The sequence below is a fragment of the Acidocella sp. genome, assembly GCF_027352905.1.
Classification (GTDB): Bacteria; Pseudomonadota; Alphaproteobacteria; order Acetobacterales; family Acetobacteraceae; genus Acidocella.
Genome location: NZ_DAIEIF010000010.1, coordinates 1 through 25,241, shown reverse-complemented (window position 1 = coordinate 25,241; position 25,241 = coordinate 1). Strand labels below are relative to the sequence as shown.

Here is a 25,241-nt window from a genome sequence, read left to right as displayed (position 1 = left end):
GGCCGGACAGCCTCCCCCATGTCCATTTCAGGAAACATTTACGGAGGCAGAACTATGTCAATCATCGGGTGGATCGTGCTCGGCCTGATCGCCGGCTGGATCGCCAGCCAGATCGTCGATAATGGGGGCAAGGGGCCATTGCTCGACATGATTCTCGGCATTGTCGGCGCGCTGGTGGGCGGCTGGATTTTCTCGGCGCTGGGGGCGGTACCGGTGACGGGCTTCAACCTATGGTCGCTTTTTGTCGCGGTGGTCGGAGCCGTGGTGGTTCTGGTCATCTACCACGCCATCGCCGGACGGCGGGTGATGTAACGCCAGCCTCCGGGCGGATAAAAGGGGCGAAAGCCCCTTTTTTCTTGCGCGCTTCGCCTTGCCGCCCCGGTGATGGAGCTATAAGTGACTGAAATGCGCGGAAGATTATGGACCATGCGGCTGGTGTTCGGCATGGCCGGCATTGGCATCGCGGTCTGGGCGATCGTCATTCCCTTCACCAAGATACGTTTTCATCTCGACGACCCGACCCTTGGCCTCATTCTCCTCGCGGGCGGGCTGGGCGGGGTGAGCGTGATGCCCCTGGCCGGGCTGGCGGTGGGGCGCTTGGGCAGCCGCGCCTGCATCGCCGCCAGCGGGGTGGTGATGGCATTGCTGCTGCCCGCGCTGGCGGTCGTGCCCTCCGCGACGGGGTTCACCCTGCTTTTATTTCTGTATGGCGTGAATTTCGGCCTGCTCGACATCGCCATGAACGCCCAGGGGGCGCGGGTGGAGGAGATGTCGGGCCGGTTGCAGATGTCCGGCTTCCATGCCTGCTACAGCATCGGCACACTGGCGGTCGCCCTCGCGGATAGTTTGCTCATCAAGCTCGGCGCGCCGCTGTTTCTGGTTTGCGTGGCCGATGCGGCCGCCGTGCTGCTTTGCGCCTCCCAGAGCTTCCGGCTGGTCCCCCGCAGCGGCGAGGCGCCGCCCGCCGCCAGCCGCCAGTTCACCTGGCCCAACCGGCACGCGCTGATCCTAGGGCTGTGCTGCTTCGCCGCCTTCATGACCGAGGGGGCGGGCACGGATTGGAGCACCATCTATCTGCGCTTCTCCCGCCATCTCGACCTTCAGACCGCGACGCTGGGCTACGCCGCCTTCGCGGTGGCGATGTCCCTGGCGCGGCTGACCGGGGACAGGCTGGCGATGCGGCTCGGCCAGCCGGCGCTGATGCGCCTGGGCGTCGCGCTCGCCGTGGCGGGGTTTCTCATGGTGGTCTGCCTCCCCTCCGGCCTCGCGGGGATTCTCGGCTTCGGGCTGGTCGGGTTCGGCACCGGCAATCTCGCCCCGCTGATCTTCAGCGCCGCCGCCCGCGTGCCGGGAATGCGGACCCACCACTCCATGCCGGTGGTGGTGGGGATCGGCTATGCCGGCTTCCTCACCGGCCCGGTGATGAACGGCCTGGTCGCCGGGCGGTTCGGCCTGGGCGGCGCGTTTCTGGTGGACGCGGGTCTACTCGCCCTCACTTTTTTCGCGGCCCGCCGGGTCGCCTGACTCGCCGTAATAAAGCCCGGCGAGCCGGGCGATCAGCGGCTCCCGCCCCAGCCCGGCGGGCAGCGGGGCGTGGAGGGCGACATGGGCTACCCCCGGCTGCTGGCCGAAGGCCCGCCGCCCCCAGCGCAGCCCGGTATCGGTGGTGGCGGGCAGAACGGGCGCCTCGATCTCCTGAGCCAGGGCGGCGATGCCCTGGCGCAATTCGCCGCGTATGCCGGGGAGGCGGCGCGTGCCCTCCGGAAAGATGACGACCTGCCGCCCCGCCGCCACCGCCGCCCCGGCGCGCGTCAGCATCTCCCGCAGCGCCCGCCGTCCGCCGCCGCGATCCACCGGGATCATCCCCGCCGGTTCCAGCAGCGCCCCGAAAAGGGGAATGCGCTTCAACTCCCTCTTGAAGATGAAGGAGGGGCGGGGCAGCAGGGCGATCCAGATGAGAATGTCCATGGCGGATTGATGCTGGGCGGCGATGACGCAGCCGCCGCGCGGCAGCCGTTCCAGCCCCCTGGCCTCGACGGTGATGCCGCAGAACAGCCGCAGCGCGCCGAGGCTGAGCCGGGCCCAGAGCCGGGCGGCGCGCAAGATGCCATCCGGCAGGAACCGCCCCCCGACCAGGCACCAGAGGCTGAGCGCCGCCCCCGCCCCCCAGAGCACGGCGTTAAAGGCGAGGGCGCGCGGCCAGCGCATGGCCTTAATAATCCCCGTTCTCGCTGGCGCTGAACAGCCGGCCGAGCCCGGCGCGCACGACCAGATATTTGCTGTACTCCCCGGCGAGGAGCCGCAGGGTCGGCCCACTCGGCCCCGCGCGCATCGCCGGCGGGCGCACCGGATAGGCGATGAGCCGGACCTCGGGCAGGGCGCGGTGGATCTCCACCAGGGCGCGCGGCATGTGGTAATCGGCGGTGACGATGATGAGCGAGCGCATATGGTGCGCCCTGGCCCAGGCGGCGGTCTCGGCGCCATTGGCGTGGGTGGTGGCCGCGCGGTGGCCGAGGGTGATGGCGTTGGCGTATTCGGTGGCGGCGGCGCTGCCGTCGCGGGTGAAATCCCCGAGATAGGTGCCGCGGCCGGCGCCGGAGATCAGCAATAGCGGCGCCTCATGCGCGGCGAGAAGGGAGAGCGCGGCGCCGATCCGGTCATCCCCGCCGGTGAGGACGACGATGCCATCCGCGGGCGGCACGGGGTTGGGGGGCGCGGCGGTGAACACGTCGGCGAGGTAGACGAGAAACCCCGCCGCCCACAAGCCGCCCGCCGTCAGAGCCAGACGGAGGAGGAGCCGGGCGGGAGAAAAGCGGCGGCGGCGCGGGCGGCGGGCCATCAGGGCAGGCGCCGCAGCCAGCCGCGCACGGTGAGCTGCGCGGTGCCCCAGCCGATGAAGGCGGCGCCGCCAGGCAGCAGCGGCGCCAAGGCGAGCAGGGCGGGAGGCAGGTGGACGAACGCGCCGGGCCGCGCCGGGCCGGTGAAGGGGCTGGCCAGCCAGACGAGCCAGGCCAGCACAGGCAGGGCCAGCGCCATGCCGCCCACCGAGCCCACCAGGGCCAGCCAGGTGGCGCGGGCGGCGAAGCGCCCGGCGATGTCCGCGTCCAGAGCGCCCAGGCCGTGCACCGTCTCGATGGTCTCGCGCAGCTGCGCCAGCCCGGCGCGGGTGGCCACCGCCACCACCGCCGCCGCCACCAGGGCGACGATGGCGAGCACCGCCAGGGCGCAGCCCTGCAGGCTGGCGGTGAGGGCCGCGACGCGCTGCGCCCAGAGCGCCCCGGTTTTCACCAGCGTGCCGGGGCTGAGCGTTTGCAGCCGCGCCGCCAGCGCGTCCGGCGTGCCCGGCCCCGCCCATTCCGCATTGATGACGGCGGGCAAAGTGAGGCCCAGCGCCGCCGCGTCCCCGCCCAGCCAGGGGGCGACGAGCCGGTTGACCTCCGCCGCGCTCATCACCGCCGGGCCGCGCACCGCCGGATCGCCGGCGAGGGCGCGCTGCACCGCCGCCAGCCGGGTGGCGTCATGCGCCGCGTCCGGATCGTCCGGCTGCGGCACCTGGATCATCAGGGCCGAGGCGGCCTCTCCCCGCCAGCTCGCCGCCAGCCCGGCGCAGGCCAGCGCCCCGGCGAGGGCGAGGGCAGCGAGAAAACTCATCGCCCCCACCAGCACCGGCAGCAGCCGGCGGGAGAGGGCGGCGCGCACGCCGAGCAGATCCCCCCGCCGCCTAGCCATCCCGCACCAGCCGCCCCCGCTCCAGCCCCAGCCGGGGAAATGGGTGGCGCTCGACCAGCGCGTTGTTATGCGTCGCGACGATGACAGTGGTGCCGAGGCTGTTCAGCGCCGTGATCAGCACCATCAGCCGTTCCGCCTGCTCGTCGTCGAGATTGCCGGTCGGCTCGTCCGCCACCAGCAGGCGGGGCCGCCCGACCACGGCGCGGGCGATGGCGATGCGCTGCTGCTCGCCCCCGGAAAGCTCGTCCGGGTGGGCGTCCATGCGATGGGCCAGCCCGACCCAGCGCAGGATCTCGGTGACATCCGCCTCGATCTGCGCCTCGCCGCGGCGGGCGAGGCGCATCGGCAAGGCGACGTTGTCATAGGCGTCCAGCTGCGGCAGCAGCCGGAAATCCTGATACACGACGCCGATGCGCCGGCGCAGCATCGCCGCCTCCCGCCGGGTGAGCCGCGCCGCCCGCGTGCCGAGAATCTCGATGCGCCCCCGCGCCGGATGCTCGGCCAGATAGATGAGCTTGAGCAGGCTCGTCTTGCCCGCGCCGGAGGGGCCGGTGAGCCAGCGGAAGCCGCCATCCTCGATCTCGAAACTGACGCCGCGCAGCGCCTCCGCCGCCTCGCCCGGGGCGGCGTGGCGGTAGCGCAGCCAGACATCGTCGAAGCGGACCATCAGGCGTGGCTCCTCATGCGGCAGTACTGCCGCGATAAGGCGGGGCTTCGCAAGACGGCGGGAATTTATTTTCGCCCGCGTTGCGCGCGGAGGGCAAAACTGCCATGGCTGGCGGCGATGCGGATCACCTGCCCGAATTGCCACGCGCTCTATGAGGTTCCGGCAACGGAGCTTAGCCGCCCCCGCCGCCTGCGCTGCGGCGCGTGCGGGCATGGCTGGGCCTATGCGCCCGCGGCCGCGGAGGCGCCATCCGGCCCTGACAAGACGATGAGGCTGGCGCAGGAGACCTCCCGCCCGCCCGCCCGGCCCGTCCCGGCTTTCTGGCTGGTGCTGCTGGCGGTGCTGCTCGCGCTCGGCCTCCTCGTGCTGGAGCGGCAGGCGGTGATGAGGCTGATCCCCGCGAGCGGCAGGGTGTTCCGGGCCCTGGGCCTCGGCTGATCAGCGCTTGCGCGGTTTGAGGACCTGGCGGGCGCGGCCCAGCGCCAGCGTCTCCGCTGGCACGTCCGCGGTGATGACCGAGCCGGCGGCGACCAGAGCGCCATCCCCCACCGTCACCGGGGCGACGAGAGCCGTGTTGGAGCCGATGAAGGCCCGCGCGCCGATCCGGGTTTTGTGCTTGGCGCGGCCATCGTAATTGCAGGTGATGGTGCCCGCGCCGATATTGGCGCCGGCACCGATCTCGGCATCGCCAAGATAGGCGAGATGGTTGGCCTTGGCGCCGCTGCCCAGCCTCGCCGCCTTCAGCTCGACGAAATTGCCGACATGGGCGGCCTCGCCGACCTCGGCGCCCGGGCGCAGCCGCGCATAGGGGCCGATGACGGCGCCCGCCCGCACCACGCAGCCCTCCAGATGCGAGAAGGATTTGATCTCGACCCCGGCCCCGATGCGCGCGCCGGGGCCGAACACCACATGCGGGCCGATCTCGGTATCGGCGCCGATTTCGGTATCGGCGGCGAGAAACACCGTCTCCGGCGCTTGCAGCGTCACCCCCTCCGCCATCAGCCGGGCGCGGGCGCGGGTTTGAAAGGCGGCCTCCGCCGCCGCCAGCTCGGCGCGGGAGTTGACGCCCAGGCATTCCTCGTAGGGCGCCTCCAGCGCCGCCACGTTGACCCCCGCCCCGCGGGCGATGGCGACGATGTCGGTGAGGTAGAACTCGCCCTTGGCGTTGGCGTTGCCGACCTCGCTTAGCCAGTCCCGCATGTCCGGGCCGAGTGCGGCCATGCCCCCGGCATTGCAAAAGCCGATGGCGCGCTCCGCCTCCGTCGCGTCCGCGTATTCGACGATGCGGGTGACGTAGCCATCCTCCACGACGAGCCGGCCATAGCGGCCCGGCTCCGGCGGGCGCATGCCGAGCAGCACCAGCCCGGCATCGCCCTGGCGCAGCCGGGCCAGCAGGGCGCGCATGGTCTCCGGCGAGACCAGCGGATTATCGGCGTAAAAGACCGCCACCGGCCCCTCGCCAAAAAAGGGCTCCGCCTGGCGGGCGGCATGGGCGGTGCCAAGCCGCTCCCGCTGCACCGCCACCTCGTGCGGCGCGGCCAGCCGCTCCAGCGCCGCCATCTCCGGCCCCACCACCACCACGATCCGGTCGAAGAGCGGTTCCGCCGCCCGGATGAGATGCACCAGCATCTCCCGCCCCGCGATTTTATGCGCGGCCTTGGGCAGGGCGGATTTCATCCGCGTGCCCAGGCCGGCGGCGAGGATGACGGCGGTGCTCTGCATGGGTCAGCGGGCCGTATAAAAGGGCGCGGCGCGGGCGATGACGTTGGTTTGCGAGAGAATGCCCTCCAGCCGCGCCACCTGCTCCTGAAAGACCGCCCAGCCGGGGTCCTGCATCATCGCGCCGCGCCGGGCTTCGCGGTCGGCCTGGCTTTCATAGCGCCAGATATGCACGACCCGGTTCAGCGTGCCGTCGATGGTGGTGTAGAAGCCCAGGCAATCGCCGAGATATTTCTGCTGCAATGGCCAGGCGAATTCCTCATAGACCTTGAGCCAGGGCTGCATCTTGCCGGCCTGGAAGGTGTAGGTGCGGATATCCACGATCATGTCCAATGTCCTCAGGCTTGTTTGATGTCGATGAGGCGCTGGCGGATCTTTCTGCCGCGCTTGATCTTGTCCTCGATATACTCGGTGTCGCCCCAGCGCACGGCGCGGGCCATGGCCTGCGCGTCCTCCGAGAAGCGGGAGAACATTTCCAGGAGCGCGTCCTTGTTGTTGAGAAAGACGTCGCGCCACATCACCGGGTCCGAGGCGGCGATGCGCGTGAAATCCCGGAAGCCCGAAGCGGCGAATTGCAGCACCTCCTCGCGGGTCTCATCCGCGAGGTCATCCGCCGTGCCGCAAATGATGAAGGCGATGAGATGGGGCAGGTGCGAGACGATGGCGAGCACGCGGTCGTGATGGGCGGGGTCCATGCGCACGGTGCGCGCCCCCAGCCCCTGCCAGAACGCCTCGATCTTGCGCATCGCCGCCTCATCCGTGCCTTCCGGCGGGGTGAGCAGGCACCAGCGCCCCTCGAAGAGATGCGCCAGCCCCGCATCGGGGCCGGAAAACTCCGTGCCCGCCATGGGGTGCGCGGGCACGAAGGCCACGCCCTCCGGCACGAAGGGGGAGACGTCGCGGATGACGGAGCGCTTGGTCGAGCCGACATCGGAGAGCACGCAACTCGGCGCCAGATGCGGGCCGATGGCTTGCGCCAGGCTGGCGAAGCTGCCGACCGGGGTGCAGAGGATCACGCCATCCGCGCCCTCCACCGCCCGGGCGGGATCGGCGATGTATTCATCGCCCAGCCCCAGCTCCCGCGCCCGCTCGAGATGGGCGGGGTTGGCGTCGCAGACGACGATGCGCCCGGCCAGGCCGGGGCGCTGCCGCAGCGCCAAGGCGATCGAGGCGCCGATATGGCCGATGCCGATCAGCGCCAGCCGGTGGAAAAGCGGCTCAGCCATGACAGAACTCGGCCAGCGCCGTGGCGACCAGGTTGCATTCCTCCGTGGTGCCGATGGTGATGCGCAGGCAATGCGGCAGGCCATAGGATCTGACCTGCCGGACGATGATGCCCCGCTGGCGCAGAAAGGCATCCGCCGCTCCGGCGCGGGCGGGGGTGGTGAAATCCGCGAGCAGGAAATTCGCCTCGGACGGAATGACCCGCAGCCCGGATTGGGTGAGGCGCGCGGCGAGGCGGGCGCGCTCGGCGTGGTTATGGGCGCGGCTCTTTTCCAGCCAGCCCGGCTCGGCCAGCGCGGCGATGCCCGCCGCCGCCGCGAGATGGCTGACATTGAAGGGCGGGCGGACGCGGTTGAGCACATCCGCGATGGCGGCGGGCGCGTAACCCCAGCCGAGGCGCGCCCCGCCCAGGCCGAAGATCTTGGAAAAGGTGCGGGTCATCACCGTGTTGCCGCCCGCCTCCACCAGCCTTGCGCCGGGATCGTAATCCGCCCGCCCGACATATTCCGCATAGGCGGCGTCCAGCACCAGCAGCACCCCGGCGGGCAGCGCCGCGCGCAGCCGCTCCACCTCGCTTTGGGGGAGGAGGGTGCCGGTGGGGTTGTTGGGGTTGGCGATGAAGACCATGCGCGTGCGCGGGGTGACGAGGGCCAGCATGGCGTCCACATCGGTGGTGAGGTTGGTCTCCGGGGCCTTGCGCACGGCGCAGCCCGCCAGCCGCCCCGCGATTTCGTAAATGGAGAAGCCGTGCTCGCTCATGATCAGCTCGGTGCCCGGCCCGCCATAGGATTGGATGAGTAAGGAGAGTATCTCATCCGAGCCATTGCCGCAGACGATGCGCGCCGGGTCCAGCCCGAAGCTGGCGCCGATGGCGTCGCGCAGCCGCCGCGCGCCGCCATCCGGGTAGCGGTGCATGGCGGCGGCGGCCTGGGCGGCGGCCTGGACCGCGCCAGGCGGCGGGCCAAACGCGCCCTCGTTGGAGGAGAGCTTGATGGGGCGGGCGAAGCCGGGCAGCGCCGATTCCCCGCCGACATAGGGCGCGACGGAGAAAACCTCCGGGCGCGCGGCGGGGCCGTCCGCCTCCTCCCCTCTCAGCGCCTTCATCTCAAAGCGTCTCGCTGAGCGGCACGGCATAGCCGCCGACCGCCAGGGGCGGCGCGTCCAGCCCGGCGATGGCGGCGAGGCGCGGATCGTCATCCGCCACCAGCCCCTCCACCTCCACCAGCGCCAGCAGGCGGGAATCCCCCGGCAGGCGCTTTACCCATAACGGCCCCGGCGTGAAACCGGCGGCGGTGGTAAGCTCGATCATGCGGGCGCGGGAGGTTTCGCCGGAGAAGCTGAGCAGAATGAAGCCGCGATCCGCGCCGCTCGCATCCGGGGCGATGGCGGCGACCACATAGGCCTCACCCTGGGGAAGGCCCTCGGCCCGGCGGGTCCAGAAGGGGATGCGGGCGATGATCTGGAGGCGGGCGGGCATGCCGGCCGCCAGCATCGGCCACCAGCCGCCGCTCGTGTCATCTCCCTCGCCCAGCGGGGGGAGAATGGCGAGCTGGGCGCCGCCCTCGCGGGTGAGGTCGGCGAGGGTCTGGGCCGGGTTGTGGTGGCGGCGCACCGGGGTCAAGGGACCGAAATGCTCGCGGGCCAGGGCGAGGCGGGTCTCGCCGCCCTCCCCATCGCACACCGCCATCGTCTGGCCGCCCTCGATGATGAGCGCCGCGCCGAAGATCTCCCGCCAGATGCGGACGATGGACTGGGCGGGCCAGGCGCCGCGATGCCGCGCCAGCAGGCGGCGCAGAATGATGGCCTCGCGTCCCGGGCGGATCTTGGTGCCGGTTTTGCCGCCTTCCGCCGCCACCCGCTCCACCACCTTGGCGCGCTCCATCAGCAGATCATGCAGCTGATCATCGAGCGCATCGAGTTCTGCGCGCAATTCGGCCAGGCGCGTGGCGGGGGGAGCGAGTTCGTTCATTACTCCGCGTAGATACCGCAAGCGCGCCGCCGCCGCCAAGCCGTATCGGCGGCGTTGCGTCCATGCGGGCGAAAGGGATTGCGCCCGGCCCGCCGCCGGGGCTATGCGAACCCGGCATGGACCAGCTCCCCACGGAATTTCCGCATCAGAGCGTGACCTTTCCGGAACCGCTGCCGCTGGATTGCGGGCTGGCGCTGCCCGGCATCACCATCGCCTACCGGACCTATGGCGTTCTCAACGCGGAAAAGAGCAACGCCATTCTCGTCTGCCATGCCCTCACCGGCGACCAGTACGTGGCCGAGCCCAACCCGGAGACCGGGCGGCCCGGCTGGTGGGAACGGGTGGTGGGGCCGGGCGCGGCGGTGGATACGGGCCGCTATTTCGTCATCTGCGCCAATGTGCTGGGCGGCTGCATGGGCTCCACCGGGCCGCGCTCGCCCCATCCGCGGCGGCCGGGCGCGCTCTGGGGGGTGGAGTTTCCGGTCATTACCATTCACGACATGGTGCGCGCCCAGAAGCGGCTGGTCGAGCATCTCGGCATCTCCCGCCTGTTCGCCGTCATCGGCGGCTCCATGGGCGGCATGCAGGCGCTCTCCTGGGCGGTGCAATTTCCGGAGATGCTCTTCGCCGCCGTGCCCATCGCCGCCGCCGCCTATCATTCCGCCCAGAACATCGCCTTTCATGAGATCGGGCGGCAGGCCATCGCCGCCGACCCCCATTTCCGCGGCGGCCATTATTGGGCGCAGGGCGTGCGGCCCGAGCGCGGGCTGGCCGTAGCGCGGATGACCGCGCATATCACCTATGTCTCGGAGGAGGCGCTCACCCGCAAATTCGGCCGCAAGCTGCAAAACGCCGAGGGACTCTCGGCGCTTGGCGAACAATTCGCGGTGGAGAGCTATTTACAATATCAGGGGTCGAGCTTCGTCCAGCGCTTCGACGCCAATTCCTATCTCACCATCACCCGGGCGATGGATCTGTTCGACCTCGCGGGCGAGCATGAGGGCGATCTGGCGGCGGCGTTCAGGGGCGCGCGGGCGCGTTTTCTTCTCGTCTCCTTCTCCTCGGACTGGCTCTTTCCCACCGCGCAGAGCCGCGCCATCGCCCGCGCCCTCAACCACGCGGCGGCGAACGTCTCCTTCGTCGAGGTCCAGTCTGATAAGGGGCATGACGCCTTCCTGCTCGACGAGCCGGATTTCCACGCCACGTTGCACGGGTTTCTCACCGGCTGCGCGGAGCAGGCCCGGCTGGCATGAGCGCTGTCAAGAAAATCCGCGTCGATCTCGCTTTGATCGCGGGCATGGTGAAGCCCGGCGCGCGCGTGCTCGATATTGGCTGCGCCGAGGGGCAGCTGATCGAGCATCTCACCCGCGACAAGCGATGCGACGCGCGCGGCATCGAGATCGACATGCGCGAGGTGCAGCGCGCCATCGCCCACGGCCTGCCGGTGATGCAGGGCGACGCCGATACCGAACTCGTCACCTATCCTGACGACGCGTTCGACTATGTCATCCTTTCCCGCACCTTGCAGGCGGTGGAAAAGCCGCGCGAGGTGCTGCGCCAGATGCTGCGCATCTCCACCCGCGCCATCGTCTCCTTCCCCAATTTCGGCCATTGGAGCCTGCGGCTGCAACTGCTCGCGCGCGGGCGCATGCCGATGACGGCGGGCTGGAACCGGATGTGGTACGAGACGCCGAACATCCACCCCTGCACCATCAGCGATTTTTTCGCCCTCTGCGCCATGGATGGCTATGTGGTCGAGGATTGGCTGGCGGCGGATGAGGAGGGCTTGCGCACGCCCTGGCGGCGCTCCCGCCGGCTTGCCAATCTGTTCGGCGAGCAGGGACTGTTTCTACTGCGCCGGGGGTGATTCTCCCGCCCCAGATTAATGATTTCATAAACGTCTTGCGCGCTGGGCTGCCATTCGCGCCGCATCGCCCGAGCCATCGCAAGGACACTCCCAGGCTAGGCTTTCTCCTCCAGCTCTTCCGGCTGGTCGATTCGTTTCATATTTTCAAGAAGTTTTTGCATGAATCGCAAAGCCTCGGTGATCTCCGCGCCGGACAATCCCTCCAGAACCTCATCGTAATAAAGCTCGATCTTGCGGCGGATTTGGTTGGTCCAAAGATCGCGGCCATGGCTGGTGATTTTGACGATGCGCGAGCGCCTATCCTGCACGGCGGCGCGAATCTGGAGATAACCGGCGGCCTCCATGCGCTTGAGCACGCCGGAAAGATTCTGGCGGCTGACGAGGAGATACCGGGCGAGTTCCGTGACCCCCATGCCGCCCTTCGCGCCGGGGCGTGAGAGCGCGCCCATCACCGCCCATTGCTGGGTTGTCAGCCCTTCCTCCTGGACCGCGCGGGTGCCGGTCTTATGCATCATATTGGTGCATTGATAGAGGCGGAAAAAAAAGCTGTTTGCCACTTTAAACCGGTTCATCGGCGGTATCTCTGGATCCAAGGCCGCAATTCAAAAGGCGCACCGTTTCCGCGGCAATGTTGGAAGGTCACCACAAAAAAGGCGCCGCCGGGGCCGCATCTTCCTTCCAAGAAGGAAAATGAAGAGCCCAGGCGGCGCCACTACGCAGGCTTTAGTTAGAAGCGCGTCGACAAGCGCAGATCAACAGTATCGCCACCCACCTGGGCAGTCGTATAAACGCTATGGGTCCAGACGACCATCGCCTCGATACCGCCAGGGAATTGGTATCCGGCCATGGGTCCTATGGAGTAATTACGCCAGATCGATCCAGCCGGATGCATGCCGTTGAAGGTATCCTTCTGGAGTTGCACGAGCTGGGAGGCGCCGAAACCGAAGGTCCAGCGTTTGACCGTTTTGGCGATTGTATAATCGACCATGACGACATCGCCGGTGCGGTAATGATAGTTTGGCGCGGTGGTGGAGCCGAGCGGCGCGGCAAAGCGGAAATCGGCGCTGAGATTCCAGCCATTGTTTAGCCAGCTCACGCCAATACCCGGCATGAAGGTGGAATAATCATTGGAGCTCGGCGCGCCGCCGTTTTTCAGATTGCCTTTGATCACATCGGCCATCGTGTTCGTGCCGTCATTGATGAAGAACGTCACGCTGGTGCGCACGAAGAAGTGATTCGGCAGCGTCCAGGACAGCATGGCGGGGACCAGGGCGGTGTTGAAGAGGCCCAGATTGCCGGGTCCGCCATATTCATCCTGAAACGGCTGAAAACTATTATAATCAAAAGGCACCGCTATCGCGGCGGCATAATTCGCGCCCAGAATCGTGATGCCGGGAACCCAGAGAACGGTGGGAACCTCGATCAGCGCGTCTATCGAGGAGTTTTGAATTTTATTGCCCCATCCATCATACTGCACAAATTGGGCAAAATAATTGTCCAGCTGGCCATACACGCCGGGTGGCGGCAGCGCGCCGGCGGGCAAGCCTTCCAGAATACCGGGAAGCTCCGGATCCCATAATTCTCCAGCGCGGGCCGTGGGCGTTGAAATCGCAGCGCCCATTGCCGCCAAGGCGAGACCGCCTAGCCAAATCTTCCAATTCATATATATGCTCTCTCCTGTTAACTCTTTTTTTACGCGTATTATCCGAAGCAAAGCGCACAGGAGGGACTCCTGTGCGAAACCGAACCATATTTTTTCTAGAACGCGGTTGTCAACCGTAGATCGAACGCGTCACCACCCACGCCGCCTGTCGTCATCACGCTATGCGCCCATAATGCGGTGACTTCCATACCGCCTTTGAATTGATATCCCACGACCGGGCCGATCGACCAGTTGCGATAAAGCGAGGCTGGAACCGTATTGCCGTTGAACGTATCCTTCTGGATCTGGGTGATCTGCGAGGCGCCGAAGCCAAGGGTCCAAGCCCCCACGGTTTTTTCCACCGTATAATCCCCCAAGAAAATATTGCCCGTGCGGTAATTATAGCCGGGCGCGGTGGTCGAGCCGAGAGGAACGGAGAAACGAAGATCGGCGCTGAGGTCCCAGCCATTATTCAGCCAGCTGATGCCTATATCAGGCAGAAAGGTCGAATAGCCGTTGCCAGTCGGCGCGCCGCCATTTTTCAAATTGCCCTTTACGAGATCGGCCATCGTATTGGTGGCGTCGTTCAAAAAGAAGACGGTGCTGGCGCGGACGAAGAAATGTTGCGGCAGCATCCAGGACAATATCGCGGGAACCAGCGCGGTATTGAACAGGCCTAAATTACCGGGGCCGGGGGTAACGTGCTGAAGGGCCTGGTAGCTGTCATAGACGAAGGGAATCGCGATGGCAGCCGCGTAATTCGCACCCAGAACCGTGATGCCGGGCACCCATAAGATGGTGGGTATCTCGACCAGGGCATCGATCGCCGCATCCGGGAGCTTGTTGCCGTGGCCGGAATAATCCACGAATTGGGCGAAGTAGTTATCGAGCTGGCCATACACGCCCGGCGGGGGCAACGCGCCAGCCGGCAGGCCAACCTGGATGCTCGGCAGTTCAGGCACCCAAAGCTCCGCGGCCTGGGCGGCTGGAACAGAAACAAGAGCGCTGGCGGCGATCGCGGCCAAGCCCCAGACGGTCGGCTTCACATTCTTGAGCATTTTTTCTCCCATTTTTTGTTCCGGATCGAACATATATTGAACGATCCTACTAGCTTTTTGGATGAGTTTAGTATTTTGAACGAAACCAAAGCCTTCCTGCTGGCGTGTTGCCGCAATTGGCTCCTTATGTTTTGCGCTAGCTGGGGCTGTGGATCAGCGCCGGATTTTAGCTACCCTGTTTAAAATTGCCTCTTTCACGTTCCACCCTTTTATTTTGGACTGGCTGTTTTTATTCAGACGAAACATCCATGTCAAGATATTTCCTAATCGCCGGGAGGGCGCGCCGCTGAGCGCTTGCGCCCCGCCAGGGGAGGGGCTATCCCACCCGACAATATATTTACAGGACCGGGAACGGGCGGAGGAGGAAACAATGCAATTCGAGGACGTTATTTACGAGGTTCGGAATGGCGTGGCGTGGATCATCATCAACCGCCCCGACAAGATGAACGCGTTTCGCGGGCGGACCTGCGAGGATCTGATCCAGGCGCTCAACAAGGCGGCATATGATAAATCCGTCGGCGCGATCGTGCTGGCCGGCGCTGGCGACAAGGCCTTCTGCACCGGCGGGGATCAATCCGCCCATGATGGCAATTATGACGGGCGGGGGATCGTCGGCCTGCCGGTGGAGGAGCTGCACGCCGCCATCCGCGACGCGCCGAAGCCGGTCATCGCCCGGGTGCAGGGCTATGCGATCGGCGGCGGCAACGTGCTGGCGACGATCTGCGACCTGACGATCTGCTCGGAGAAGGCGATTTTCGGCCAGGTGGGGCCCAAGATGGGCTCGGTCGATCCGGGCTATGGCACCGCCTTTCTCGCCCGCGTGGTGGGAGAGAAAAAGGCGCGGGAGATCTGGTATATGTGCCGGCGCTATTCCGGCAAGGAGGCCGAGGCCATGGGCCTCGCCAATCTCTGCGTGCCGCATGAGCAGCTCGACGCCGAGGTGCAGAAATGGGGTGAGGAACTCTGCGAGCGCTCGCCCACCGCGCTCGCCATCGCCAAGCGCAGCTTCAACATGGACACGGCCCATCAGGGCGGAATCGCCGGCATGGGCCTGCTGGCGCTGAAATTATATTATGATACCGAGGAATCGCGCGAGGGTGTCACCGCGCTGAAGGAGAAGCGCAAGCCGGAATTCCGCAAATACGCGAAATAGCTGACCCGCATCGGGCCAGCCGCCGGGCGGGGCGGAGCCGTGTTGGAGTGAAATGAGCAATATGGACATTCGGGATTACAACGTCGCCATTCCCCAGGGAACGCTCTTTGCCCGGTCCTGGCGGCCGGAGGAGGCAAAGGCGGGGTCCAGGGTCCCGATTCTTCTTCTCCACGATTCGCTCGGCTCGGTCGAATTATGGCGGGAATTTCCCGAGCAATTGGCGCGCGGAACAGGCCGGCGCGTGCTCGCCTATGACCGGCTGGGATTTGGCCGCTCCACCCCTTATCCCGGCACGATCCCGTTCAGCTTCATTGGCGACGAGGCGGAGATCAACCTTCCCCTTCTGCAAGAGCAGATGGGCTTTGGCCGCTTCATCCCTTTCGGCCACAGCGTTGGCGGCGGCATGGCGATCATGATGGCCGCCCGCTATAAGGAGGATTGCGCGGCGCTGATCACCGAGGCGGCCCAGTCCTTTACTGATAAGGAAATTTTCGGCGGCCTCCACCGGGCGCGCGAATTGTTTCGCGATCCCGAGCAATTCGCCCGGCTCAAGCGCTATCATGGTGAGAAGGCGGGTTGGGTGCTGAGTTCATGGATCGATACCTGGCTTTCGCCCCCCTTCGAGAATTGGACCCTGGCCGGGGAGTTGGCGAAGATCGAAATCCCGGTCCTCGCCCTGCATGGCGATCATGACGAGTACGGCGCCACCGAGCATGCGCGCCGTATCTCCACCGGCACGGCCGGCCCGGCCCGGATGGTCATCATCGAGGATTGCGGCCATGTCCCGCACCGGGAGCGGACGGAGGCGGTGCTGGAAACGGTCAAGGCGTTTCTCGCGGATGTGCCGTGAGAGGCGGCCCGGCCGCGATGAGCCTCGCGGAGAATGCCCATGAATGAGACCGCGCTCGATATGGCGGCATTGCGGCAATGGATCGGCCGCACGGAGGCCGTGACCGACCTCGTCACCCCGCGCCTGGCGCGGGAGGCGCACGCCACGCTCGACCATGAGGGCGCGCCCCCCGCCCCGGGCGAGCCGGCACCGCTGGCCATCCATTGGTGCCTCGCCCCGCCGGCGGCGCCCAGCGCGGCGCTGGGGGAAGACGGCCACCCGCGCCGGGGCGGGTTTCTGCCGCCGGTGCCGCTGCCCCGGCGCATGTGGGCGGGCAGCGCGCTGCGGTTCATGGACCGGCTGCGCGTGGGCAACGAGGTGGAGCGCCGCTCGCGCATCGCCGACGTCACCGCCAAGGAGGGGCGCAGCGGCCTGCTCTGTTTCGTTACCGTCGAGCATGAAATCCATACCCCGCGCGGGCTCGCCATCACCGAGCGGCAGGATATCGTCTACCGCCCCGCGCCGCCGCCCGGCCCGCCCCCCGCCGCCCGGCCGGTGCCCCTGCCGCCGGTCGCGCCGGGCGTCATCGCCCATCGGGAGCGGCAGGCCACGCCGCCGCTATTGTTCCGCTATTCGGCGCTCACCTTCAACGGCCATCGCATCCATTACGACTGGCCTTATGTTACCGGGGTGGAGGGCTATCCGGGGCTCATCGTGCATGGCCCGCTGCAAGCCACGCTACTGCTGGAATTCGCCGCCGCCTGCCGCGGCGCGCCGCCGCGCGCCTTCAGCTTTCGCGGCCTCAACCCGCTTTTCGACTTCATGCCCTTCCGGCTCTGCGCCGAGGACGCGGCGGAGGGGCTGGCGCTGCGGGTGGAAACCGGCGCCGCGCGCACGATGGAGGCCACGGCCCAATGGTGAGGAAGGAGACTGAGATGATGGATGAAGTGACGGAGCAGCTCGCCCATTTCGTGGCCGGGCTGGACAAGGCGGCCATCCCCGCCGAGGTGCGGGCCCGCGCCTGCCGCCTGATGCTGGATTGCATCGCCAATATCATCCGCGCCCGGCACGATTCGGAGAGCACCCCCGCCATGCTGGCGATGGTGCGGGCCGCCGGGCTGGATCATGGCCATGCCGCCTTGTTCGGCGACAGCGCCCATTACGCTCCGGCGGGGGCGGTGCTGCTGGGCGGCATGCTCGCCCATTCCCTGGATTTCGACGACACCCACGCCGCGGCCATCGTCCATGCCGCGGCGCCCATCGTGCCGGCCGCTCTCGGCGCGGCGGGGCTGGTCGGCGCCTCCGGCGCGGAGACGCTGGTGGGCATCATCGCCGGGTACGAGGCCTGCCTGCGCATCGCCCTCGCCCTGCCGCCCGGCGCGCATTATGAGCGCGGTTTTCACCCCTCCGCCACTTGCGGCGCCTTCGGCGCGGCGGCGGCGGCGGCGCGGGTGCTCGGCCTCGATGCGGAGGCCACCGCCTCCACCTTCGGCATCGTGCTGAGCCAAGCCTCGGGCAGCCTCCAATTCCTCGCCAATGGCGCCTGGACCAAGCGCTTCCAGGTGGGTTGGGCGAGCATGGCGGGGTTCATCGCCGCCACGCTGGGGCGGGAAGGCTTCAAGGGCGCCGCCGCGCCGCTGGAAGGGCGGCTCGGCTTTCTCCGCGCCTATGCCCCGGCGCCGGACCCGCAGCGCGTGGTGCAGGGGCTGGGCGAGGTCTGGGAGCTGATGCTCACCGGCGTGAAACCCTACCCCTCCTGCCGCTGGGGCCATGCCGGCATCGACGCCGCGCTCAGCCTGCGCGCCGAATATGGCTGGAAGCCGGAGGAGATCGAATCCGTCACCCTCGGCCTCTGCCGCGCGGGGATGCTGCTGATCGGCGAGCCGGAGGAGAAGAAGCGCAACCCCGCCAACATCGTCGACGCCCAGTTCAGCGCGCCCTTCGTCATCGCCACCGCCCTCGCCACCGGCGCGATGGATTGGGACAGCTATCAGGGCCTGGCGGACCCTCAGATCCGCGCGCTCATGCAGCGGGTCCGCTGCGAGAACGACCCGGAGATCGAGGCGGAATTCCCCACCAATATGGCGGGCAAGCTCACCGTGGTGGCGAGGGGCCAGACCTATGTGAAAAAGCTGCTCGTCCCCAAGGGCGGGCCGGGCAATTTCCTCACCGATGAGGAGCTGCGCGCCAAATTCGACAGCCTGGCCGCCGCCGTCATCGGCCCGGAACGGGCGGAGAAACTCGCCGCCATGACCCTTGGCTTCGAGCGGCTGAACCAGGCGGCGGAAATCTTCGCCGCCGCGCGGCCCCTCGCCGCCACCAAGGAAAGCTTGCGCGGCTGAGGCGGCGGCCGCTCCATCTTCACTCATAAGGAGAACAGCATATGTCAAAGCCAATGTTGGAAGGGAAGGTTGCCGTTGTCACTGGCGCGGGTGGCGGCATCGGCCGGGCGATCTCCTTGGCGATGGCCAAGGCGGGGGCCGCCGTGCTCGTCGCCGATATCGGCGCCTCGGTAACCGGCGAGGGCAAATCCGCCACCCCGGCGGAGGAAACCAAGCAGATGATCGAAAAACTCGGGGGCCGCGCCGCCGTTTGCGCCGAGAGCGTGAGCGAGTGGAGCTCCGCCCAGAAGATCGTTCAGGCGGCGCTGGATTCCTTCGGGCGCATCGATGTCGTCGTCAATAACGCGGGCATCCTGCGCGACGTCATCTTTCATAAAATGTCTCCGGAGGATTGGCTCGCGGTCATCGGCGTCCACCTCAACGGCAGCTTCTTCGTCAGCCGCGCCGCCGCCGAGCATTTCCGCCGCCAGGAATCCGGCGCCTATGTGCACATGACCAGCACCTCCGGGCTGATCGGCAATTTTGGCCAGGCGAATTATTCCGCCGCCAAGCTCGGCATCGTCGCCCTCTCGAAATCCATCGCGCTCGACATGAAGCGCTATAACGTGCGCTCTAACTGCATCGCCCCCTTCGCCTGGAGCCGGATGACCGATTCCATCCCCACCAACACGCCGGAGCAGCAGGCGCGGGTGAAAAAGATCCAGCAGATGACGCCGGATAAAAACGCGCCGATGGCGGTGTTCCTCGCCTCCGACGCGGCCAAGGACGTCACCGGCCAGGTCTTTGGCACCCGCCTCAACGAGATTTTCCTGATGGGAACGATCCGCCCGGTGCGCTCCATTCACCGCGGCGAGGGCTGGACGCCGGAACTCATCGCCGAGCATGCCCTTCCGGCCTTGCGCCCGGCCATGGCGCCGCTCGAGCGCAGCGGGGAGGTGTTCTCCTGGGATCCGGTTTAGGCATTTATCCGGACGAGCAGCCGGTCAACCCGCCTTTACCCAGCCCGTCTCCGCCTGCTTCCAGTAGGTGAGGGCATGTCCGGCGGCCTTGGCCTCGCGCCAGCGCTGCCGGGCGGCGGCCACCGCCGCCTCGTCATTGCCGTCGAAGAGGTCGAACACGCGGGCGAACCCCTCCGGGGCCATCGCCGCGCCGGCGGCGCGGAAGAGAAACCGCGCCCCGGCGGGATTTTCCGCGCCGATGGTCAAATAGATCGGCTGCCATTCCGGGTGCGGCGTGCGGGCGGTGCCGTGCGGCAGCCAGTCGGGGCTGGGACAGGTCCAAAGCGCCTCGTCCAGCCAGGCCAGCAGCGCCGCGTCCGGGCAGACGACCAGCGCCTTCTCGCCCGCCGCCAGCGTGCGGCCCAGCAAGGCGGGCAGCGCCTTGTCCAGCCCCGTGCGGGTGAGGTGGTAGAAGCCGATCTCGCTCATGCCAGGCCGAGCGCGCGCGCCACCTCCGCCGCCACGGCGTGAAACCCCGCCGCCACCGGCCCTGATTCCGGCAGGGCGGCCACCGGGCGGCCCGCATCGCCCGCCGCCCGCACCGCCATATCCAGGGGAATTTCGCCCAGAAATGGCACGCCCAGCTTCTCCGCCTCGGCCCGCGCCCCGCCATGGCCGAAAATCTCGGCGCGGTGGCCGCAGGCCGGGCAGCAGAACCAGGACATGTTCTCGATCAGCCCGACCAGCCTCACCCCCGCCTGCCCGAACATCTGGATGGCCCGCCGCGCATCCGCCAGCGCCAGATCCTGGGGCGTCGAGACGATCACCGCCCCGGCGGGCCTGGCCTTCTGCACCAGGGTCAGCTGCGCGTCGCCGGTGCCGGGGGGCAGATCCACCACCATGATGTCGAGCTCCCCCCACTCCACCTGGCCCAGCATCTGGGTGAGCGCGCCCATCACCATCGGCCCGCGCCAGATCAGCGCCCTGCTCTCGGGCACCAGATAGCCCATCGACATGGATTTCACGCCAAAGGCGTCGAGCGTCTGGATACGGTTGCCGGTGATGACGGGCCGCTCCGCGATGCCGAGCATGGTCGGCAAGGAGGGTCCGTAAATATCGGCGTCCAGCAGGCCGGTCTTCAACCCCAGCCCGGCCAGCGCCACCGCCAGATTGACCGAGACGGTGGACTTGCCCACCCCGCCCTTGCCGGAGGCCACGGCCAGCACATGCTTCACCCCTGGCAGCAGCGGCGCCTCCGCCGCGGCGGGCGCGGCCTGGGCCGGGGCGGTGAGCACCACCGTGGCGGCGGTCACGCCGGGGAGGGTTCTCAGCCGGGCCTCGATCTCCCGGCGCAGCGGCTCCAGCCCGGCGGCTTCCTCGCGGCTGGCGCGCAGGCTCACCTGCGCCAGCCCGTCCCGGGCGTGCACGCCTTCCACCCTGTCTCCCAGATTGAACGCGGCGAGGGCGGCGCGGATATCAGCTTCGGTCATGGTTGGAGACATAGGCCAAGCCCACCCCCTTGCGAAGAGCGCGCCGCCCCGCCACTCTCGCCATATGAGGATTATAAGACGTCCACTCCCCTTGCTGTTTCTGCTCGCCGCCTCCGCCGCCCGCGCCGCGGATCTGCCGCCCCCGCTCGCGGATCTCGCCGCCAGGGTCAATCCCGCCGTGGTCAGCATCGCCTCCATGGCGCCGGTCAACGCCAATTCATCCCAGGATGACGGCAATGACGATAGCGGAGGGGGTGACGGCGGCGGCGATCAGGGCAATGCCAGCCAGCCCGCCAGCGACGGGGCGGACAACACCTCCGGCTCGGTGGTGCCGCCCCCCAAGACCATCGAATCGCTCGGCACCGGCTTCGTCTTTGACTCCGCCGGCTATATCCTCACCAATAATCACGTGGTGGCGGGGGCCAGCAACATCACCGTCACCTTCGCGGATGGCTCGGTCTTTCCCGCCATTCTCGCCGGGCATGATGACGATGCTGATCTGGCGGTGCTGAAGATCAATGCGGGCCATCCCGTCCCCGCCGTGAGCTTCGGGGATTCCTCCAAGCTGCGTGTGGCGGATTGGGTGCTGGCCATCGGCAACCCGTTCGGCATGCCGGGCTCGAACACGGCGGGCATCGTCAGCGCCCTGCACCGCCAGATCGGCGACACCAAATTCGACGATTTCATCCAGACCGACGCGGCGATCAACAAAGGCAATTCCGGCGGTCCGCTGTTCAATCTGCAAGGCCAGGTCATCGGCGTGAACGCCGCCATCTATTCCCCCTCGGGCGCGTCCGATGGCATCGGCTTCGCCATACCCTCCTCCATGGCCGCGCCGGTGGCGGAGGCGCTCGCCCATTCCGGCAAGATGAGCCGGGGCTGGCTCGGCGTCGCCACGGAGGAGGTGACCCCCGCCATCCAAACCGTGCTGAAGCTCCGCGGCACGGATGGCGCCCTGGTCGGCGCCGTCGCGCCCGATTCGCCCGCCGCGGGCAGGCTGCGCCCCGGTGATGTCATCACCGCGCTGGGTGGCGTGCCGGTGGAGGACCCCCGCGCGCTTTATATCGGCACCGCCGAATATCAGACCGGCCAGACCGTCTCCCTCAGCTATATGCGCGATGGCGCGGCCCGGCAGGCGAACCTCACCATCACCGCGCCGCCGCCGCCGCTCAACGAGACCATCGCTCCCGGCGGCAATATGGACACCACCGTGTCGCTGCCCGCCTACGGGCTGAAACTGGCGGCCAAGCCGGGAGCGAACGGCGCGCTCATCGTCGCGGCCAGCGGCCCGGCGGCCAAGGCGGGGCTGGCGGCGGGAGAGGTGATCGAGCAGGTCAACGGCGTCAGCGTCGCCAACGCCGCCGATGTCGGCCGCCAGATCAAAACCCTCCAGGGCGCTCCCCCGGTCTTTCTCGTCTCCGGCCCGGCGGGCGGCGGCAATGCCGGTCCGCGCTGGGTGGCGGTGCCGGGGCAATGAGGCGTCTCAGCCCTGGCGGTGGAACCGCTTGATCCCGGTTTCGGTGGCGACCGCGTCCAGAGGCATATCGGTGGGTTCGGCGGGCAGTTCCGCCACCTCTTGCGCCGCATAGGCGCAGCCGATTGCCAAGGCGCGGGGCAGTGCGGCCAGGCTGCGGTCGTAATAGCCGCCGCCATAGCCGAGCCGGTGGCCCCGCGCGTCGAAGGCGAGCAGCGGCACCAGCAGCACCTCCGGGGTCAGCGCCTCGCCTTCCGGGTGGCGGGTGCCGTAGCGGCCCGGGCGCAGCGGCGCGCCCGGCGTCCAGGCATGAAAAGTCAACGGCGCGCCGGGCGGCGGGGTTTCCGGCAAAGCGAGGCGGTGGCCGCGCGCGCGCAGCGCCTCCAGCAGCGGCAGAATGTCGATCTCGCCGCGCATGGGCAGAAACCCAGCCACCACCGCGCCCGCCGGAATGAGGCCGCTCGCCAGAACGTGCCGGGCCAGGTCGCGCCCCCGCGCCGCGTCCAGCCCGGCGCGCAGGGCGCGCATCCGCCCGCGCAGCGCCGTCTTGGCCGCCGCCGGGTCCGCCGCGCTCATGGCGCCGTCAGGCGGAATTCGATGCGCCGGTTCTGGGCGTAATCCGCTGGGGTGTTGCCGGGCGCGATGGGGTTGTTCGAGCCCATGCCCGCCACCACCAGCCGCTCCGGCGGCACCCCGTCGGCGATCAGCAGGTCAAGCACCGCCAGGGCCCGGGCGGTGGAGAGGTCGAAATTGGATTTATACGGCCCGCCCTTGATCGGCTGCGAATCCGCGTAACCATCCACGGACAGCACCCAGTTGACATTGGGCGGAATTTTCCGGGCGATCTCCTTCACCGCCTTCGCCACCTGGGCGATCTCCGCCTTGCCCGCCGGGGTGATGCTCGCCTGGTCCACCGGAAAGAGCACGTCGCTCTCGAAGACGAAGCGGTCCCCCACCACCCGGATGTTTTTCTCGCCTTGCAGAGCCTGGCTCAGCGTGCGGAAGAACACGCTCTGATATTGCTGCAACTCGGAAACCTTGCGGGCCAGCGCCTCGTTGAGTTTCTGGCCGAGATCGGCGATCTGCACCTTGTCCTTGGCGTCGGCGCTCTGCGCGGCGTCGAGCGCCACCTGCAAGGCGGCGAGCTGGGCGCGCAGCGCCGCCAGCTGCTGGTTGAGCAGGGCGATCTGCGCCGCGTCCTCCTGGTTCTGCTTCTGCGCCGCGCTTAGTTTTTCCTCCAGCGCCGCGCCGCCGCCCACCGCCTGCATCTGCGCCTGCAAGGCGGCGATGCGGCCATTGGCGGAGGCCGCCTGGGCCTGGGCGTCGGAAAGCTGGGCCTGTAGGGATTTCTGCGCGTTTTGCAGGCTGGTGATGGTGGCGTTGCCGCTTGCCACCTGCTGGGTGAGCGCGGCGTTGGCGGCCTGGGCGGCGGCGAGCTGCGCGTTGAGCGCGCTCAGCTCCTCGCTCAGGGTCGCGGTTTTGGAGGTCTCCATCGACAGGCTCTCGGTCAGTTCGGCGATCTGCGCCTTCAGCCGGCTGATCGTGTTGTCCGAGCCCTGCAGAGCGGAGGAGAGAAACGCCTCCGCCAGCACGAAGACCAGCAGCACGAAGATGGTGACCATGAGCAAGGTGGAGAGCGCATCCACATAGCCGGGCCAGGCCTCCAGCCCGTTATTGCCCCCGCCGCGCCGGCGCGGGCTCATGGGCGCGGCTCGCCGAGCCGGGCGGTGATCGCCCGGGTGAGGATTTTAAGGTCGCCGCGCAACTCGGCGAGCGCCTGGGCGCGGTTCTGCTCGGATTCGGTGAGGAAGCGGTTGAGCAGAAGCTCGATATTGCGCAGATGCGCGCGGGAGATTTCATCGCCCCCGGCCCGCGCCTCCGCCAAGCGCTCCAGAACCGGCGCCAGGCTTTGCTGGATCGTGGCGATCTTGTCCATCGATTGCTGTTGCAGGCGCAGCGTGTCGCCCAGATCCGCCATGCGCTCGGCCAGGGCGCGCAGGGCGTTATGGCTCTGGGTGCGGTTCTCCTCGCCGCGCGCCAGCGCCCGCTGCAATTGCTCCATATTCTCCGCGGTCTGCTCCAGCAGGGCCTGGACATAGGCGGGCAGCCCCGCCTCGCCATCCCCGGCCAGCGCGCCGGTGCCCAGCCGGGTGAGGGAGGCCAGCCATTCCTCCAGCTCGTTGAAGAACCGGTTCATCGCCTGCCCGGCGGTGAGGTCGAGAAAGCCGAGGATCAGCGCGCCGGAGAGGCCGAACATCGAGGAGGAGAACGCCGTGCCCATGCCCGCCAGGGGCTTGGCGAGCCCGGCCTTGAGCTGGGCGAACATCGCGTTGACATCGCCGCCGCTGGCGAGGCTCATGCCATTGATGACCTCCGCGACGGAGGAGACGGTATGCAGCAGCCCCCAGAAGGTGCCGAGCAGGCCGAGAAAGATCATCACGCCGGTGGTGTAGCGGGAAAGCTCGCGGGATTCGTCGAGCCGCGTCGCCACGCCGTCGAGGATGGTGCGCATGGCCTGGCCGGAGAGGGTGATGCGCCGCTCGCCATCGGCGCGGCCGTGCAGCATGCGCGCCATGGGGCCGAGCAGGGCGGGGGCCGGGGCCTCCACCAGCCTCTGGCGGTTGCGGCGGAACGTCTCCACCCAGGCGGCCTCCGGGTAGAGGCGCTGCACCTGGCGGAAATTCCACACCACGCCGAAGATCTCGACGACGAAGATCACCGAGTTGATCACCGGGTTGGCCATGTAGAAGCGCGCCAGGGTGGGGGCGAGCAGGATGGCGCCGCCATAGACCACCACGCAGAACAGGATCATGCGGATGAGGTAGAGGGTGGGGCGGGTCATGGCTTCGCCTCCGTTCCGATCAAGGCCGTGTTGTTATCGGCGCCCGGCTTGGGTCCGGCGGCGCGGGGCAGGATATATTGCGGCTTCACCCCGCAGGCGGTCAGCGCGTCGCGGATGGCGAAGGCCCGCGCCATGGCGAGGCGCATGGCGGCGGAGGGGTCGCCGGGATCGGCGGGGGCGCGGGTGATGACGAAGAGTTCCCTCTGGGTGGCGCAAAAGGGTTTGAGCGCCGCGCCGGCGCCGGCGGGCAGGTCGGCGCTGCCCGGCGCGAACGCAATCCGCGCAGGCGGCGGCGGCC

Annotated in this window: 29 protein-coding genes; 11 read left to right on the top strand and 18 right to left on the bottom strand. The window is 68.1% G+C overall.

The features are described from left to right. Positions 1-54 precede the first annotated feature (54 nt). Together M7H45_RS00885 and M7H45_RS00880 are read left to right on the top strand one after the other, a co-directional pair. Positions 55-312, top strand: coding sequence for a GlsB/YeaQ/YmgE family stress response membrane protein (locus M7H45_RS00885; RefSeq protein ID WP_298213753.1), 258 nt, complete (start codon positions 55-57; stop codon positions 310-312). 93 nt (positions 313-405) lie between these two features. Continuing rightward, positions 406-1,524 (top strand): MFS transporter, encoded by a 1,119-nt coding sequence (locus M7H45_RS00880; RefSeq protein ID WP_298213807.1) that lies wholly within the window; start codon positions 406-408, stop codon positions 1,522-1,524. On the opposite strand, the gene M7H45_RS00875 is transcribed toward M7H45_RS00880, so the two are convergent. Genes M7H45_RS00875 through ftsE form a run of 4 tightly spaced genes read right to left on the bottom strand, consistent with a single transcriptional unit; the run spans position 1,483 to position 4,396 of the window. Beyond that, positions 1,483-2,208, bottom strand: a complete 726-nt coding sequence (locus M7H45_RS00875) for a 1-acyl-sn-glycerol-3-phosphate acyltransferase (RefSeq protein WP_298213751.1) — start codon at positions 2,206-2,208, stop codon at positions 1,483-1,485. The genes M7H45_RS00880 and M7H45_RS00875 overlap by 42 nt on opposite strands. A 4-nt stretch (positions 2,209-2,212) precedes the next feature. Continuing rightward, complete coding sequence (locus M7H45_RS00870; protein ID WP_298213749.1) at positions 2,213-2,839, bottom strand: YdcF family protein; 627 nt, start codon at positions 2,837-2,839, stop codon at positions 2,213-2,215. Further along, entirely contained in the window at positions 2,839-3,729 is an 891-nt protein-coding gene (locus M7H45_RS00865; RefSeq protein ID WP_298213747.1) for an ABC transporter permease, read from the bottom strand. Before M7H45_RS00865 ends, M7H45_RS00870 begins: the two co-directional genes overlap by 1 nt. Beyond that, complete coding sequence (gene ftsE / locus M7H45_RS00860; RefSeq protein ID WP_298213745.1) at positions 3,722-4,396, bottom strand: cell division ATP-binding protein FtsE; 675 nt, start codon at positions 4,394-4,396, stop codon at positions 3,722-3,724. Before ftsE ends, M7H45_RS00865 begins: the two co-directional genes overlap by 8 nt. Before the next feature lie 15 nt (positions 4,397-4,411). Here ftsE and M7H45_RS00855 point away from each other — a divergent pair, with 15 nt between their 5' ends. Then, on the top strand, positions 4,412-4,834 hold the full coding sequence (locus tag M7H45_RS00855) for a zinc-ribbon domain-containing protein (protein ID WP_298213743.1): 423 nt from the start codon (positions 4,412-4,414) through the stop codon (positions 4,832-4,834). Here M7H45_RS00855 and glmU read toward each other — a convergent pair whose 3' ends face one another. Genes glmU through M7H45_RS00830 form a run of 5 tightly spaced genes read right to left on the bottom strand, consistent with a single transcriptional unit; the run spans position 4,835 to position 9,308 of the window. Next, on the bottom strand, positions 4,835-6,118 hold the full coding sequence (gene glmU / locus M7H45_RS00850; protein WP_298213740.1) for a bifunctional UDP-N-acetylglucosamine diphosphorylase/glucosamine-1-phosphate N-acetyltransferase GlmU: 1,284 nt from the start codon (positions 6,116-6,118) through the stop codon (positions 4,835-4,837). It lies immediately after the preceding gene. Between the two features lie 3 nt (positions 6,119-6,121). Further along, positions 6,122-6,442: an NIPSNAP family protein gene (locus M7H45_RS00845; protein WP_298213738.1), complete on the bottom strand. Its 321-nt coding sequence runs from the start codon at positions 6,440-6,442 to the stop codon at positions 6,122-6,124. Between the two features lie 11 nt (positions 6,443-6,453). Further along, positions 6,454-7,341, bottom strand: a complete 888-nt coding sequence (locus M7H45_RS00840) for a prephenate/arogenate dehydrogenase family protein (protein WP_298213736.1) — start codon at positions 7,339-7,341, stop codon at positions 6,454-6,456. Next, a complete protein-coding gene (gene hisC / locus M7H45_RS00835; RefSeq protein WP_298213734.1) occupies positions 7,334-8,443 on the bottom strand; it encodes a histidinol-phosphate transaminase in 1,110 nt (369 codons plus the stop codon). The genes M7H45_RS00840 and hisC overlap by 8 nt, the downstream gene beginning before the upstream one ends. A gap of 1 nt (position 8,444) precedes the next feature. Further along, positions 8,445-9,308, bottom strand: a complete 864-nt coding sequence (locus M7H45_RS00830) for a chorismate mutase (protein ID WP_298213732.1) — start codon at positions 9,306-9,308, stop codon at positions 8,445-8,447. A 116-nt stretch (positions 9,309-9,424) separates the two neighbouring features. Here M7H45_RS00830 and M7H45_RS00825 point away from each other — a divergent pair, with 116 nt between their 5' ends. Then, positions 9,425-10,561, top strand: coding sequence for a homoserine O-acetyltransferase (locus M7H45_RS00825; RefSeq protein ID WP_298213730.1), 1,137 nt, complete (start codon positions 9,425-9,427; stop codon positions 10,559-10,561). A 14-nt stretch (positions 10,562-10,575) separates the two neighbouring features. Then, positions 10,576-11,175, top strand: a complete 600-nt coding sequence (gene metW / locus M7H45_RS00820; RefSeq protein WP_298213805.1) for a methionine biosynthesis protein MetW — start codon at positions 10,576-10,578, stop codon at positions 11,173-11,175. A gap of 95 nt (positions 11,176-11,270) precedes the next feature. Here the strand turns inward: metW and M7H45_RS00815 are convergent, their stop codons facing one another. The 3 genes from M7H45_RS00815 to M7H45_RS00805 all read right to left on the bottom strand — a co-directional run bounded on the left by M7H45_RS00815 (position 11,271) and on the right by M7H45_RS00805 (position 13,908). Continuing rightward, on the bottom strand, positions 11,271-11,747 hold the full coding sequence (locus M7H45_RS00815; protein WP_298213728.1) for a MarR family winged helix-turn-helix transcriptional regulator: 477 nt from the start codon (positions 11,745-11,747) through the stop codon (positions 11,271-11,273). A 155-nt stretch (positions 11,748-11,902) separates the two neighbouring features. After that, positions 11,903-12,838, bottom strand: a complete 936-nt coding sequence (locus M7H45_RS00810) for a transporter (protein WP_298213726.1) — start codon at positions 12,836-12,838, stop codon at positions 11,903-11,905. Positions 12,839-12,933: 95 nt separating this feature from the next. Continuing rightward, entirely contained in the window at positions 12,934-13,908 is a 975-nt protein-coding gene (locus M7H45_RS00805) for a transporter (protein WP_298213724.1), read from the bottom strand. Positions 13,909-14,245: 337 nt separating this feature from the next. Here M7H45_RS00805 and badI point away from each other — a divergent pair, with 337 nt between their 5' ends. From badI to M7H45_RS00780, 5 genes are read left to right on the top strand one after another with little or no spacing between them, the layout of a single operon-like run. Continuing rightward, positions 14,246-15,028: a 2-ketocyclohexanecarboxyl-CoA hydrolase gene (badI, locus tag M7H45_RS00800; RefSeq protein ID WP_298213722.1), complete on the top strand. Its 783-nt coding sequence runs from the start codon at positions 14,246-14,248 to the stop codon at positions 15,026-15,028. 52 nt (positions 15,029-15,080) lie between these two features. After that, a complete protein-coding gene (locus tag M7H45_RS00795; protein ID WP_298213720.1) occupies positions 15,081-15,878 on the top strand; it encodes an alpha/beta fold hydrolase in 798 nt (265 codons plus the stop codon). 39 nt (positions 15,879-15,917) lie between these two features. After that, complete coding sequence (locus tag M7H45_RS00790) at positions 15,918-16,778, top strand: MaoC family dehydratase N-terminal domain-containing protein (protein WP_298213718.1); 861 nt, start codon at positions 15,918-15,920, stop codon at positions 16,776-16,778. Positions 16,779-16,792: 14 nt separating this feature from the next. Continuing rightward, the gene (locus M7H45_RS00785; RefSeq protein ID WP_298213716.1) at positions 16,793-18,199 is read left to right on the top strand and encodes an MmgE/PrpD family protein; all 1,407 of its coding nucleotides are present in this window, start codon (positions 16,793-16,795) and stop codon (positions 18,197-18,199) included. A gap of 41 nt (positions 18,200-18,240) precedes the next feature. Further along, positions 18,241-19,158 (top strand): SDR family NAD(P)-dependent oxidoreductase, encoded by a 918-nt coding sequence (locus M7H45_RS00780; protein WP_298213715.1) that lies wholly within the window; start codon positions 18,241-18,243, stop codon positions 19,156-19,158. Between the two features lie 24 nt (positions 19,159-19,182). Here M7H45_RS00780 and M7H45_RS00775 read toward each other — a convergent pair whose 3' ends face one another. Further along, a complete protein-coding gene (locus M7H45_RS00775) occupies positions 19,183-19,626 on the bottom strand; it encodes a DNA polymerase III subunit chi (RefSeq protein WP_298213714.1) in 444 nt (147 codons plus the stop codon). Then, positions 19,623-20,627, bottom strand: coding sequence for an Mrp/NBP35 family ATP-binding protein (locus M7H45_RS00770; RefSeq protein WP_298213712.1), 1,005 nt, complete (start codon positions 20,625-20,627; stop codon positions 19,623-19,625). Before M7H45_RS00770 ends, M7H45_RS00775 begins: the two co-directional genes overlap by 4 nt. Before the next feature lie 91 nt (positions 20,628-20,718). Here M7H45_RS00770 and M7H45_RS00765 point away from each other — a divergent pair, with 91 nt between their 5' ends. Further along, complete coding sequence (locus tag M7H45_RS00765) at positions 20,719-22,104, top strand: trypsin-like peptidase domain-containing protein (RefSeq protein WP_298213711.1); 1,386 nt, start codon at positions 20,719-20,721, stop codon at positions 22,102-22,104. A gap of 6 nt (positions 22,105-22,110) precedes the next feature. On the opposite strand, the gene M7H45_RS00760 is transcribed toward M7H45_RS00765, so the two are convergent. From M7H45_RS00760 to M7H45_RS00745, 4 genes are all read right to left on the bottom strand, one after another. Further along, on the bottom strand, positions 22,111-22,677 hold the full coding sequence (locus M7H45_RS00760) for a 5-formyltetrahydrofolate cyclo-ligase (RefSeq protein ID WP_298213709.1): 567 nt from the start codon (positions 22,675-22,677) through the stop codon (positions 22,111-22,113). Next, positions 22,674-23,804: a peptidoglycan -binding protein gene (locus tag M7H45_RS00755; RefSeq protein WP_298213708.1), complete on the bottom strand. Its 1,131-nt coding sequence runs from the start codon at positions 23,802-23,804 to the stop codon at positions 22,674-22,676. Before M7H45_RS00755 ends, M7H45_RS00760 begins: the two co-directional genes overlap by 4 nt. After that, entirely contained in the window at positions 23,801-24,943 is a 1,143-nt protein-coding gene (locus M7H45_RS00750; RefSeq protein ID WP_298213706.1) for a flagellar motor protein MotA, read from the bottom strand. Before M7H45_RS00750 ends, M7H45_RS00755 begins: the two co-directional genes overlap by 4 nt. After that, on the bottom strand, positions 24,940-25,241 hold a 302-nt coding region (locus tag M7H45_RS00745; RefSeq protein ID WP_298213704.1), incomplete at its 5' end, for an OmpA family protein. The genes M7H45_RS00750 and M7H45_RS00745, both read right to left, overlap by 4 nt.